The organism is bacterium, from assembly GCA_035295165.1.
Lineage (GTDB): Bacteria > Sysuimicrobiota > Sysuimicrobiia > Sysuimicrobiales > Segetimicrobiaceae > JAJPIA01.
Map to the genome: position 1 here is coordinate 1 of DATGJN010000012.1, position 12,510 is coordinate 12,510.

Annotated in this window: 11 protein-coding genes; all 11 read left to right on the forward strand. The window is 60.5% G+C overall.

What is annotated here, in order from left to right; translation table 11 throughout:
* Positions 1-1,089 precede the first annotated feature (1,089 nt).
* The 11 genes from VKZ50_01740 to VKZ50_01790 all read left to right on the forward strand — a co-directional run bounded on the left by VKZ50_01740 (position 1,090) and on the right by VKZ50_01790 (position 12,470).
* Entirely contained in the window at positions 1,090-2,097 is a 1,008-nt protein-coding gene (locus VKZ50_01740; protein ID HLJ58431.1) for a thiamine pyrophosphate-dependent dehydrogenase E1 component subunit alpha, read from the forward strand.
* Positions 2,098-2,155: 58 nt separating this feature from the next.
* Positions 2,156-3,136, forward strand: coding sequence for an alpha-ketoacid dehydrogenase subunit beta (locus tag VKZ50_01745; GenBank protein HLJ58432.1), 981 nt, complete (start codon positions 2,156-2,158; stop codon positions 3,134-3,136).
* 612 nt (positions 3,137-3,748) lie between these two features.
* Positions 3,749-4,387: a dihydrolipoamide acetyltransferase family protein gene (locus VKZ50_01750; protein ID HLJ58433.1), complete on the forward strand. Its 639-nt coding sequence runs from the start codon at positions 3,749-3,751 to the stop codon at positions 4,385-4,387.
* Positions 4,388-4,497: 110 nt separating this feature from the next.
* A complete protein-coding gene (locus VKZ50_01755) occupies positions 4,498-5,013 on the forward strand; it encodes a VOC family protein (protein HLJ58434.1) in 516 nt (171 codons plus the stop codon).
* Positions 5,014-5,419: 406 nt separating this feature from the next.
* A complete protein-coding gene (locus tag VKZ50_01760; GenBank protein HLJ58435.1) occupies positions 5,420-6,211 on the forward strand; it encodes a GntR family transcriptional regulator in 792 nt (263 codons plus the stop codon).
* Positions 6,212-6,231: 20 nt separating this feature from the next.
* The gene (locus VKZ50_01765) at positions 6,232-7,584 is read left to right on the forward strand and encodes an extracellular solute-binding protein (protein HLJ58436.1); all 1,353 of its coding nucleotides are present in this window, start codon (positions 6,232-6,234) and stop codon (positions 7,582-7,584) included.
* A gap of 41 nt (positions 7,585-7,625) precedes the next feature.
* Positions 7,626-8,501: a sugar ABC transporter permease gene (locus tag VKZ50_01770; protein ID HLJ58437.1), complete on the forward strand. Its 876-nt coding sequence runs from the start codon at positions 7,626-7,628 to the stop codon at positions 8,499-8,501.
* A 61-nt stretch (positions 8,502-8,562) separates the two neighbouring features.
* Complete coding sequence (locus VKZ50_01775; GenBank protein HLJ58438.1) at positions 8,563-9,351, forward strand: carbohydrate ABC transporter permease; 789 nt, start codon at positions 8,563-8,565, stop codon at positions 9,349-9,351.
* A 35-nt stretch (positions 9,352-9,386) separates the two neighbouring features.
* Positions 9,387-10,559, forward strand: a complete 1,173-nt coding sequence (locus tag VKZ50_01780) for a mandelate racemase/muconate lactonizing enzyme family protein (GenBank protein ID HLJ58439.1) — start codon at positions 9,387-9,389, stop codon at positions 10,557-10,559.
* Between the two features lie 206 nt (positions 10,560-10,765).
* The gene (locus VKZ50_01785) at positions 10,766-11,473 is read left to right on the forward strand and encodes a hypothetical protein (GenBank protein ID HLJ58440.1); all 708 of its coding nucleotides are present in this window, start codon (positions 10,766-10,768) and stop codon (positions 11,471-11,473) included.
* Positions 11,474-11,567: 94 nt separating this feature from the next.
* Positions 11,568-12,470 (forward strand): 2-dehydropantoate 2-reductase, encoded by a 903-nt coding sequence (locus VKZ50_01790; protein HLJ58441.1) that lies wholly within the window; start codon positions 11,568-11,570, stop codon positions 12,468-12,470.
* Positions 12,471-12,510 lie beyond the last annotated feature (40 nt).

Sequence of the window (12,510 nt, forward strand, 5' to 3'; positions counted from 1 at the left end):
TGGTCGATTTTTGCTACTGAGTTGGGACTTCCAGTGTTGCGCGATATCGGCCTCGGACATGGACGTGCATCGTTGACAGATGAGTATTTAGTAATCGATGGAGCGGGAAAGGTTGGGGGCATAGTGGAGATGGCGCTCTCGCATGCTGAACTTATGCTTCGCATGGGTGAGACATAGATCCTGATGAAGACGCTCACATGCTGCCGTTTGTCCGGACAAACGCTAAAAGTCTTCCTCCCTCGATAAACTCGCTTTGGGGGGGGGAACGGTGTCAGCGCCGCTGGCTGCCCGATGCTTCTTCGCAACTACTTCGAAGATGACACCCCCGGTGTCCGGGTTGCTGGACTGCGGGAGATCCTTTCCGCTAGCTTCGCGTTCAATGTACAAGACCCACCCGTCTTGTACAGGAGGCATGACGACGCGGCCGCCGCATTCTGGCCCTATGTGAAGGTTCGCTTCGAGATGCTGTCGACGCGGGTGCGAGGCTCGGCCCAGCCGTTCACCGGTCGGCGGATTTCTCAGGAACGTCGTTTCGCACTGGGGTAGTCACTTCACTAACGGTATTGAAGTGAACGGCGGAGATCATTTCGGCTAGACGTTCGTTGTGGTCGGAAGTAGGCGGATACTCAGCATTGCTCGGTCCGCCCTTAGCCCGACTATTTTCAGCGGCACCTCCCGGGGGCACTGCATTCCGTGCAAGAAGCGACAATTGGGTTATGCTAAGTGCACCACGAGTGCGGCTACCTAAGCGCGGGGGAGATCATCACGTTCCGCCAGATAGCTGAAATCCACCTCCGATACGGTGTCCAGCCGGGTGGTTACGTTGTTAGGACGCCTGCAGCGGTTGGCGGCCTCGAACGTCACCAGGGCCGCGCCGGGGGACCGACTTTGGTCGCTTGCAAAACTAACGGTCGGCAGACCTTTCGATTGGAGGCGACAGCAATCGCTAGCCACGTTCGACGAGCCCCTCAGACATAACCGCGGGGTATGGCAGGAGGTAGTCTCGGACGAAGAGCGTAAGAGACATGACAATGCAGATTACGACAAGACCGCGACGGACGAGTCTGCCGCCGTTTGAGGAGGATTGTGATGTCACACTTACCCGCACCGATGGCGATCCAGCCCGATTTGAGCGACGTCGGTCCCGAGCAATGGCTCGGAATGTACCGCCGAATGGTCACCATCCGCCGCTTCGAGGAGATGGTGAACGAATTGTACACTAGTGCCAAGATGCCTGGGCTCGCGCACCTCTACATCGGCGAGGAGGCGGTTGCCGTCGGCGTGTGCGGGACGCTGCGACGTGACGACTACATCACCAGCACCCACCGGGGACACGGACACTGTCTGGCCAAGGGCGCGGCGGTGGACCGGATGTTCGCCGAACTACTCGGTAAGGCACCCGGCTATTGCCGGGGCAAGGGAGGTTCGATGCACATCGCCGACCCGGACGTTGGAAACTTGGGTGCGAATGCGATTGTCGGGGGTAGCGCCGGAATCGCGGCGGGAGCGGCGCTGTCGGCCGTCCGGCGCGGGACCGGCCAAGTGTCCGTGTGCTTTTTCGGCGAAGGGGCTCTCGGTCAGGGTCTGCTGTACGAGACGATGAATATGGCCTCACTATGGCATCTGCCGGTGATCTATGTCTGCGAGGACAATCGATACAATGAGTACACGCCGATGACTGAAACGACCGCGGGAGCGGTGCCGGCGCGGCCGGAAGCATTTGGCATTCCCTGTATCGAGGTCGATGGCCAGGCACTGACCGAGGTGTATCTGGCGGCACGCACCGCCGTCGCACGCGCGCGCCACGGCGACGGACCTACGTTCCTACTGTGCCAGACTTACCGGTTCCGCGGCCACCATGTCGGCGACGTCAACCGAGGCTACTACCGATCCAAGGAGGAGGAACAATCCTGGATCAAGGAGCGCGACCCTATCGCCATCACAAAGGAATGGCTGCGCGCGCAGGAATTCGCCGACGACGCGGCGATGGCACTGATCGATCGAGAGGTCGGCGATGAGGTGGCGCGAGGGGTCGAGTCCGCCCTCGCCGCGCCGTATCCGGATCCGGGAGAGGTGGATCATCATGTCTACGCTTAGCGCTGGGCCGCGATCCGGGATCGTGTCCGTGCCCACGTCTTCCGCGGTGGCGGCGGGGATGCGCGAGATCACGTTTGCGCAGGCAATCCGCGAGGCGGTTGCTGAGGAGATGCGTCGCGATCCGCACGTACTGGTGCTGGGCGAAGATGTCGCTGAGGCGGGTACACCGTTCAAGGTGCTGTCCGGCCTTGTGGACGAGTTCGGCCGGGACCGTGTCATCGACACGCCAATCTCGGAGCCGGGGTTTACCGGCATCGGCGTGGGGGCGGCGATGACGGGTCTGCGACCGGTCGTCGACATCATGTTCGGGGACTTCATGACGCTTGTTATGGATCAAGTGGCGAATCAAGCGGCCAAGGTCCACTACATGTCCGGTGGGAAGCTCCGCGTGCCGCTGGTGGTCCGCACGACACTCGGCGCAACCCGGCGGTCTGCAGCCCAGCACAGCCAGAGCTTGCATGCGTGGGTGAGCCACATTCCCGGGCTCAAGGTCGTGCTACCATCGACGCCATACGACGCTAAGGGTCTGCTGAAGACGGCGATCCGGGATGACAACCCTGTTGTCGTTTTTGAGGACAAGATGATGTACCAACTCAAGGGCCCGGTGCCCGATGGTGAATACACCATCCCATTTGGTGTGGCCGACATCAAACGATCGGGGACTGACCTCACCATCGTTGCAACGAGCAGTATGGTACACGTGGCGCTGACCGCCGCGGAAACGCTCGAGCGGCTTGGCGTCTCCGCAGAAGTGATTGATCCTCGTACAACTGTTCCGCTTGACACTCAAACACTGGTCGAGTCCGCTAGGAAGACCGGCCGTGCAATCGTCATCGACGAGGGGTATCGGCAGTACGGGGTGACCGGCGAAATCGCCGCGGTTATTGCCGAGGGTGCATTCTATGATCTGGATGCTCCCATTCGCCGCATCGGAGCGATGGACGTGCCCGTCCCATTCTCACCGGTGCTGGAGGACTTGACCGTGCCCACACCTGACGCCGTCGTCCAAGTCGCGAAAGCTCTCTGCGGAAAGGGCTGAGACCGCGCTATGTCCGTCGACGTGATCATGCCCGCGCTCGGTATTGCTCAGGAAACCGGGACGGTGCTGCGGTGGTTGAAGCACCCAGGTGACTTGGTGGTCAAGGGAGAGCCGTTATTGGAGATCGAGACCGATAAGGCTACGGTCGAGATCGAGGCTCCCGGTTCGGGGCACCTTGCGGATGTGAGCGCCGTGGGGGGCGATACTGTCGCCGTCGGTCACGTGATTGGGCGGATCGTCGCCGCGGAGGAGTTGGTGGGCTCAGGCTCATCCGGGTGTCAGAATACCGCAACGGGCGACTCGCCCACGCACACAGCCTGTGGGGAATCTGTCGTCCGCGTGTCGCGTCGCACCGGGACGGGCGGGTCGTCTCCGGCACCCAAGCGGCTTTCCGCGTCACCGAAGGCTCGACGGCTGGCGGCGCAGCGAAGTCTGGATCTCGCTGCGCTTTCGGGAACCGGGCCTGGGGGGGCGGTCTTAGCTGCCGACGTCTTGGCAGCCGTACCGACTGCCTCTGCGTCCCGGCCGGTAGGCGAGACCGCGGGAGGCACAGCCCCTTCGAAGGTTGCGGCACCGGTTGCACCGGCGACGCTCGGGGCTGTCTGGCGAATTATGGCTGAGCGCACTACGCGGGCGTGGACTAGCGTGCCCCACTTCGTCCTATTTCGCGAGACGGACGCGTCACGGCTCGTCGCCTGGCACGACAATGTCCGCAGGCGTGTCGGGGCGGACGTCACGCACACGGACCTCCTAGTCAAGCTCACTGCAGCCGCGCTGCGTCACCACTCGCAGCTGAATGCACGGTGGTCTGAGGGAACAATCATCCACAACGAAGCGATTCACATCGGCCTTGCCATCGCCATCGACGACGGTCTTGTCGTGCCGGTCCTTCGTGACGCCGATCGCTTGAGTCTTGTCGAGACGTGTCTTCGACGCCGGGATCTGGCCAACCGCGCCCGAGCGGGCCGGCTTCGACCGGAGGACCTGCGCGACGGGACATTCACGATCAGCAATCTGGGGATGTACGGGGTCGACGCGTTCGCGGCAATCATCAACGTGCCGCAGGCCGCAATCCTGGCTGTCGGCAGGATCGCCGACCGTGTGGTGCCGGTCGCGGGTCGGCCGGCGGTACGGTCAATGATGACGCTGACTTTATCGTGCGACCATCGGGTTGTCGATGGCGCGCGTGCAGCCAAGTTCCTAGGGACTCTGGCCGACCTGATCGAGGAGCCAGCTGCTCTGGTTGACTAAGTGAGGTGTCATTGGAAGAGTACAGGCGTCGTTGATTTACGCGGGATGAGGAGCCTGGATTTCCCGCGAGAAAAGTTCCGCTGCACCATTCCCGGGAAAGAGGGCGAAAAATGGGGATGACATCTACCTTTGGGCGTATCGGGCAAATTGCCTTGGTTGTCCGAGATCTCGACAAGGCGATGCGAGCTTACTGGGAGATCTTGGGGGTCGGCCCCTGGCGAGTCTATACTTATGGGCCGCCCTTGGTAAGGGACATGACGTATCGTGGTCGTAAGCAGGATTATCGAATGCGACTCGCATTGGCGCAAGCCCGCGATCTCACGCTGGAGTTGATTCAGCCTCTTTCCGGAGAGAGTCTCTATACTGAACACTTGCAACAAAAGGGCGAGGGGTTGCATCATGTCGGCTTTGTCGTCGATTCTCTAACGGAGGCGATTGCCGAGGCGGCCAAACTGCGGCTTCCGGTATTACAAAGCGGTCGCGGGTACGGTCTCGACGGGGACGGTGGGTATGCGTACTTGGACACAGAGTCGCAATTGGGCATGATAGCGGAGCTGATTGAAATCCCAAAACGAAGGCGGTCGCCTGAGGCTGAGTTCCCGACGCAAAGCCCTGACCGGACCTGATTTGTCTCCGCCAGCCCAAGCCGCGAGCATTGCTGGAGCGATGGCGGAGGCGACTGCTCTTGTAGCGTCCGATAGGTTGGTTCGTTTCCCCTGATCATCGTGCTTGCGTCACTATCCGACTTGCGACGAAGCTTGTGGCGTACTCGCCGGTAATCCCGTGCGTCGATGCGTGAGAAGCATCCGGCATGCTCCGGCCTCGGCGAGCGCCCCAACCGTGCTGGTCAATCGTGGTGCTAGTGACGGACCAGTCGAATAGGGGACGTTCGCCGGTCGCAGACCGGCCGATCATCGGGTCAACACGGCGACGGTTTCCTGGGCATTGACAATGGGTGATAGGCTTTTTACCATAACGCATAAAGGTCCAGACGTCCGGACGTCCTGATCGGTTCTGCCATTGAGGCGGAAAATGACATTGAGCACAGTCATACCCTTGAGGTACCAGTTGCTCGAAGACCTCCGGAAGGGTATCGCTGGAGGTCGGTTTCGCCAGGGGGAAAGATTCCCGTCGGAAAGGGAATTGATGGCAATCTACAAGGTCAGCCGGCACACTGTCCGGGAGGCCGTGCGCGATCTTGTGCTCGAAGGGGTTGTCCGGATAGAGCGAGGTCGTGGTACGTTCGTCGCACCTCCCCGGATTCAGCAGGAACTGACATCTCTCACGGGGTTCGTTGAGGACATGCTATTGTTGGGGATGCGGCCGAACGCGCGCGTCCTCAGCGTGAAGGAACTCAGCGCCACAGGTGTCGTGGCCTCGCGGCTCAATCTTCGCGAGGGCGCGCGGGTCATAAGGATCGAACGTATCCGCCTCGCAGACAACGATCCTTTGTCATTCGATCTCACGTTTCTTCCCTTCGATATCGGCCAGAGAGTGGCGGACGAAAATCTCGCAATCTACCCTATCTTCAGTCTTCTCGAGGACAAGCTCGGTATCGTTTTGGAGAAAGCAGAGTACTGTCTTGAGGCCCGCGCTGCCGACCGCAAGATCGCGCGCGCTCTGCAGGTAAGGTCAGGGGCACCGCTTCTGGTTATCGAGCGGACTGTCTTTGCCCAGAGCGAGCGCCCCGTTGACTACGAGCTGCTGCACTATCGGGGGGATCGGTTGCGATACATGGTACGGCTCAATCGGAAGCGACCCGACTTTCGTCTGTGGGAGCTCAAGAACAAGCTGGAGTTGTTGGACGCGGGTGGATCATCATGACGGTCGCGAGGGGGAGAGAGATGCTTAATCAGGCGCGTAGCAGGCGTGATCTGATCAAGCTCGCCGCCAGAATGACTGTCGGTCTTTCGGTACTGTCCACGGCGGGGCGAAACGCGCACGCGGCGGGAAAGCCGGCGGGGAACCTCACGTTCTGGTGGTGGGGCGAGCAATTGGCTCCCGGGTTGAAGACCTACGTGGGAGACGCCATGCCCAAGTTCGAGAGCCAGTATCCGGGAAGCCATGTCAATGCGGTGCTACAAGCGAGCGAGTCGTTGTTGCCCGGTTTTGCTTCGGCTTGCCAGGCGAAGCAAGGGGCAGACGTGCAGTTTATGTGGAGCGGGAGCTATGTACTCGGGTACGTTTTCCAGGGCTGCGTCAAACCGGTGAGCGATTTGTTGGACAAGGCCGAACTGCAACACATTCAACCAGACAGTCTGAACGAAACGCTGTACGACGGCAAGATTTGGGGATACCCTTGGTTCGCGTCTCCCCACCTGCTCGTCTACAACAAGTCCGCGTTTGCCAAAGCCGGGGTGAATCCGGACACTCCGTTCCGTCGGTGGCCTGAGTTCCTGACGGCGATGGACAAGTTGCGGGCGGCCGGGTACGTCCCATGGGGCTGGGGCGTCAGAGGACTGACCGGCATCGCAAACGTCGTGGGCATGCTTTCTGTGCAGAATCTGAACGATACTCACGAGCTTCTGCCGGTGATCACAGGCAAGGTGTCCTACACCGATCCGCGATACTCGTCGTGGTTGCAATGGGTCGACGAGCTGCAGCGACGGCACGTGTTCAACGACGACGTGACCTCTCTCGACTACAGCCAGGGGCAAGACCTTTTTGCTGCCGGCCGCGCCGCAATGACCGAGGCGGGAGGTGCGCAGGTCGCGGACTACGCAAACAAACTCGGCGTAGACAATGTCGGCATCAGCTTGCCGCCGATCGTCGGCACGGGCAAACTCGCCGGGAGGATGCCCAACAGTTCCGAACAGTTGTTGGTGACCGGGTGGGGGAACGTGGATTTGGCGGTGGCGCTGCTCAAATTCCTGCACACGCCGCCGCAACTAGAGGCGATGTACGCGGCATCGGGCGCACTTCCCACAGACAATCGATTCCGCCTGAGGTCGCCCAAGATCCCGCAGCACAAACTCTTGGCGACGTGGTTGCAGACATCAGCGCTCTCAAATTATCAGAATGTCTGGCCGAGCCAGATGGACAGAGGGAACCTCTTTCTCGCTGTGCAATCGCTGCTGGGCGGACAATTGAGCCCGACGGCAGCGGCGAAGCAGATAGACGACGGGCTGCGAGGCTGGAGGGCGCAGAACCCCGATACCCTCAAGAACTTCGAAATGTGGGCCGCCAGCATCAAGTGAGCGACAGTTCCGGGGCGTGGGGCGAGCTCGCACGCCCTGGGGTGCGCACGCAGGTAGGGCGACTGCGCCGTTTTCGGACGGCGTACCTTCTCGTCCTGCCTGCGTGTTGTTTCCTCGCTTTTACTTATGCCTATCCGGTCACGCAGCTGATCGTGTTCAGTTTACATCAGCGTGGGCGCGGTGAATGGGTGGGTTTGGCGAATTACCGACTGTTGTTGCTCGATCCGTTGTTTCGTGTATCTCTGTTGCACAATGTACTCCTTCTGGGAGTTGTGCCCATTCTCGTCTGCCTATCCGTCATCGTCGCAGCGCTCTTGCACGAGCAGTTTCGCGGCTGGAAGGTGTATCGCATCGTCGTATTTCTTCCGATTATGTTGCCCGTTGTAGTCGCCGGGATCGCATTTGGGTTCATTTACGAAGTTCATGGGCCGCTGAATATCACGTTGCAGGCGCTCGGCCTGGGACGATTCGCGCAGAACTGGCTGGGGGATGCGAGATTTGCGCTGTCGGCAGTCGCTGGTGTAGTGGTGTGGAGGCAATTGGGATTCGGCATTGTGTTGATCCTCGCGCGGATCGTTCAGATCCCGCTCGAGCTGTATGATAGCGCCGGCATCGACGGTGCGGGATGGTGGCAGACGTTGCGGCTGGTGACCGTGCCACAGCTCTCGACGATTATCGCATTCTACGTTGGGGTGATCGTTATCGAGCTCTTTAGTTGGGTGTTTAACTACGTCTATGTGCTGACTAAGGGTGGGCCGGGATTCAGCACCTATGTGAGTGAGCTCTTCATCTACGACCGGGCGTTCGGCTACGATCAGATGGGAATCGCGTCGGCGTTTTCCGTCATGGTGCTCGTGGGTGTGGTGACTTCGATGTTCTTCTACTTCACGTGGCTGCGCGGCCGCGATGTCTTTTAGGGCGGTGCCCTCGAAGCGCAATCGGCGTAGTGGGCACAATGTTTGGATTCGTCAGGCCGTAATGCTTGTTTTGTGCGCCGTGGCCCTGCTCCCGATCTACTTCATGGTCATCAGCGCGTTCAAGACCGATGTCGGATACGCGCAGAGCCCCTTGGGGTTGCCGCACCCGATCACGCTCGAGAATTTTCTCAGGGTCTTCAGGCAGTCTTCGATCCTGCGCGGTGGCGCGAACAGCGTGGTCTTGACGATCTCATCGGTGGGGATCGCGTTGCTCGTTTCGACACCGGCTGCCTATGCGTTCGCACGGATGCCGTTTCCCGGGGCGGACCTGCTGTTTCGCCTGATTGCAGCGCTCATGGCCGTTCCTGTCATCTCGGTGCTCATCCCGCTGTTCGTGTTCATGGTGAATGTCCATCTGATCAACACGTACCCGGCGGCCATTCTCGTGTATGTGGGATTCTTGATCCCCTACAAGATCTTTTTCCTGACGGCGTTCTTCCGGCAGCTGCCCAGTCCTATCATTGAGGCGGCGATTCTTGACGGGTGCAACACCCCCACGCTCTTGCGCCGCGTCGTTGTTCCGCTGGCGAAGCCGGCGTTGATTGCGATGGCGGTGATCAGCATCATCTGGGTGTGGAATGAGTTGCTGATCGCGCTGGTGTTTCTCCAGACCGACGCAAGCCGCACGTTGATGGTCGGCCTGACTGTGTTTCAAGACGAATTTCGCATCGACGTTCCCGTGACGATGGCGGGTCTTGTCCTTGCGGTCGTGCCGATCGTGCTGGTTTATATGGCGGGTATCCGGTACTTTGTGTCGGGATTCTTGGGTGGGGCGGTGCACGGTGAGTAGACACGGTTCGGTCTACGGGAGGTGGGCGTTCCTAGATGCGCATCGTTGACGTTGAGGCTATTCCGATCAAGATTCCGGAGACGGAATTTTGGGGAGGGCGGGGCGCGGAGGTCGCTAGGACGACGCCTACTGACTCGGACTACGTGGAGCAGCCCGAGTGGATCGGTCTCTATTCGTCAAAGATCGAAACCTGCGTGATCCGTGTCGAGACAGACGCCGGCATTGTAGGGTTTGGCGAGGGGCAAACACCAATTGGACCTGAGGTGACGGCGGCGGCAGTCACTCGGGTGCTTCGGCCCATTCTGCTCGGCGAAGATCCGATGCAGGTGCGTGTCCTCCGGCGGCGCATGTACGAGGCGTTGTTGCCGCGGGGGCACTTTACCGGTTACATTCTCGATGCGATTGCGGGCGTCGATATCGCGCTCTGGGACTTGAGAGGCAAGATCTTGAACTGCCCCGTCCACGCTCTCTTAGGCGGCGCGTTCAGACTGTCTGTGCCTGCCTACGTCTCGGGTTTGCGGGGGGCGACGGTCGACGAACAGATCGCCGTGGCTCAAGATTACGTCGCGCGCGGGTTTCGCGCCATTAAGCTGTTCCTCACGGAGGGATTCGATCGCGACGTCAGCCGCCTTCGACGGATCCGTGAGGCGTTGGATCCTACGGTGAAGCTGATGGTGGATCTCCTCTGGGCGTACGATGCGCCGACAGCTTTGCGGATGGGACAGGTGTTGGACGAGCTTGGAGCCACGTGGCTCGAGGCGCCGATCCACCCTGAGAACTTGGAGGCCCACGCGGAGCTGGCGCAGGTCCTTCGGGTTCCCGTGGCAAGTGGGGAAACCGATCGCACGCGGTACCAATTTCGCCGTCAGTTTGAGCGGCGAGCATTGGACATCGCCCAACCAGACGTCGGCCGATGCGGCATCACGGAGGGCAGAGCGATTGCAGAAATTGCCGAAGCGTATCACATTCCGATTACGATGCACACCGGTATGGCTTCAGCCGTTCTGATCGCCGCTTCGCTGCACTTGGCGGCGACGATCCCGGACTGTCTGTACCAGGAGTATCAGCCGTTCGTCCACGACGTTGCGTCTCGTTTCGTTACACCCGTGCTGGTGTGTGACCGTGGGCAATACATCGTGCCGGAGGGAGTCGGCCTCGGCATCAAGGTCGACGAGGCGGCGCTGAGGGAGTACGCCGCGGACCGTTGAGGGCGACTAAGCGGCGAGCCGTGCGCGGGAGGCGTGCCTCTGGCGTACTGGCCATCAGGGAGGATATCATGAGGGGCCTGATAGTCCCGCAGTTGAGGAAAACGTCGGAGATTCCCTACCACAGTGACGAGGCACCGGGACGTCGGTTCGTTTTCACCGGCAGAGATCTAGACCCGATGTGCCGGCTTTACATCGTTGGTAGGCAGGTGGATCACGTTCCTTCGAATCAGCTCGAGTGGCTTGAGGACCACCGGCACAACTGTCCCACGTTTTACTTGTTGATTGGACGTCATGCCGACCTGACCGGGCTTGCCGCGGAGATCGTGATCGAGGGCACACAGTTCGTGGCAGAGGCACCTTGTGCGATCCTGCTTCCAACCGGCAAGTTACATCACCACAGGTTGACAGCCGGCAGCGGGTGGTCCTTTCACCTGAATACTTGCTCCGACTACGTGGACTCGTTGATGGACGAACCTGGAGAGTACGTCCCCCGTGGAAGCTCGTCGCCCGTCGCGGACGTCTATCGCAAGGCGGAGCGATTGTCCGCGATTGCGCGTCAGTGGGACGTGGAAGCCGGGGCGTTCCGATCGCACGACGAGGGGCCAATGCCGGTCGTCTGGAAGTTCATCGATCCCGCCGAGTTTGGCGATCAGGGGCTGCGCGTTCACGCTCACCAAGTCACAGGCACGAGTTACAGAGGCGGCAGTTATAGCGAGGCGATCCACCGGCATCCCCATGACGAGGTCACGATCGCGCTTCCCGAGGGGGATGTCCCGATGACGCTGGAAGTCGCATCCGTAGGGGAGTCCGTGGTGGTGACGGCGCCGATAGGTGTCTATCATGAATCGGGACGACCTCACTACTATCGGCATCTCTCCGGCAACGGGTTAGTCCTGCATCTTATGAAGCTGTGACTGTGGTGCCCACATAGGCATGCGCCTTCGGTGGGGCGCGGGTGACGAGGAGTTCGTGGTGTGGCTCAGAGCTGCGCCTAGGAGACTGCTGATCATGGCGTCAATTGCGGTCGTGGGGGTAGGATCGATCGGTGGGTTCTTCGCTGCGCGTGCCGTCGCTACCGGTCGGCACAATGTGCGGCTGTGTGTGCGGCGACCGTTCGCGCGTCTGAGGCTAGAGACAGGTTCCAGTATCTCCGAACACCCCGTGCCGGTTCATACCGACCCGACCGAAGTCGGGGTCGTCGAATGGGTTTTGCTGGCGACGAAGACATACCAGACACCGGCAACGGCGCCTTGGCTCCGCGCTCTGTGCGGGAGCGGGACGAAAGTCGCCGTGCTGCAGAATGGCGTGGAGCATCGGGAGCGCGTCGCGCCATTCGCCGGAGAGGCGGAGGTTCTTCCGGCGGTTGTCTATTGTGACGCTTCGGCGGTCGCTCCGGGTCACATCGTGCATTACGGCGGCAACCGCCTTATTGTACCTGATGTGCCCGCGGCTTATGAGTTTCAGAGACTTTTCGTCGGGGCGGACGTGCAGGTCGAAATAGATAGAGATTTTACCACCGCGGTGTGGACGAAGTTGTGCCGAAATGTGGCGGCGAATTCCGTAACAGCGATTACTGGGCAGCGACTCAACATATTTCAGCGGCCGGACGTTGCGGCGCTTGGGTTGGCTTTGATCGAAGAATGCATGGCGGTTGGCGTCAAGGAAGGCGCGCGACTTGGCACGACCCCCGCGAATCGCGTTGTCGATCTATCTCGCTTTCCATCAGACGGCAGCACTTCGATGCTGCACGATAGATTGGCGGGGCGTCCGTTGGAATACGATGCGCTCAATGGGGCGGTTGTCCGACTCGCTGCTCGGCATGGGCTTGAGGTTCCTCTCAACAGGGCAGTCTCGGCACTCCTCGGTGCCATCAGCGATGCTCAAATTCCGCCGGAGGGAAATCACGCGTGATGCCGGCCGAGTGGGAGTGTGCTGCGTACGCCATGTTCGC

Excerpts from the sequence above, each read along its gene's own strand:
- VKZ50_01740 (HLJ58431.1), top strand. The coding sequence starts at position 1,090 with ATGTCACACTTACCCGCACCGATGGCGATCCAGCCCGATTTGAGCGAC.
- VKZ50_01745 (HLJ58432.1), top strand. The coding sequence starts at position 2,156 with ATGCGCGAGATCACGTTTGCGCAGGCAATCCGCGAGGCGGTTGCTGAG.
- VKZ50_01750 (HLJ58433.1), top strand. The coding sequence starts at position 3,749 with ATGGCTGAGCGCACTACGCGGGCGTGGACTAGCGTGCCCCACTTCGTC.
- VKZ50_01755 (HLJ58434.1), top strand. The coding sequence starts at position 4,498 with ATGGGGATGACATCTACCTTTGGGCGTATCGGGCAAATTGCCTTGGTT.
- VKZ50_01760 (HLJ58435.1), top strand. The coding sequence starts at position 5,420 with ATGACATTGAGCACAGTCATACCCTTGAGGTACCAGTTGCTCGAAGAC.
- VKZ50_01765 (HLJ58436.1), top strand. The coding sequence starts at position 6,232 with ATGCTTAATCAGGCGCGTAGCAGGCGTGATCTGATCAAGCTCGCCGCC.
- VKZ50_01775 (HLJ58438.1), top strand. The coding sequence starts at position 8,563 with ATGCTTGTTTTGTGCGCCGTGGCCCTGCTCCCGATCTACTTCATGGTC.
- VKZ50_01780 (HLJ58439.1), top strand. The coding sequence starts at position 9,387 with ATGCGCATCGTTGACGTTGAGGCTATTCCGATCAAGATTCCGGAGACG.
- VKZ50_01790 (HLJ58441.1), top strand. The coding sequence starts at position 11,568 with ATGGCGTCAATTGCGGTCGTGGGGGTAGGATCGATCGGTGGGTTCTTC.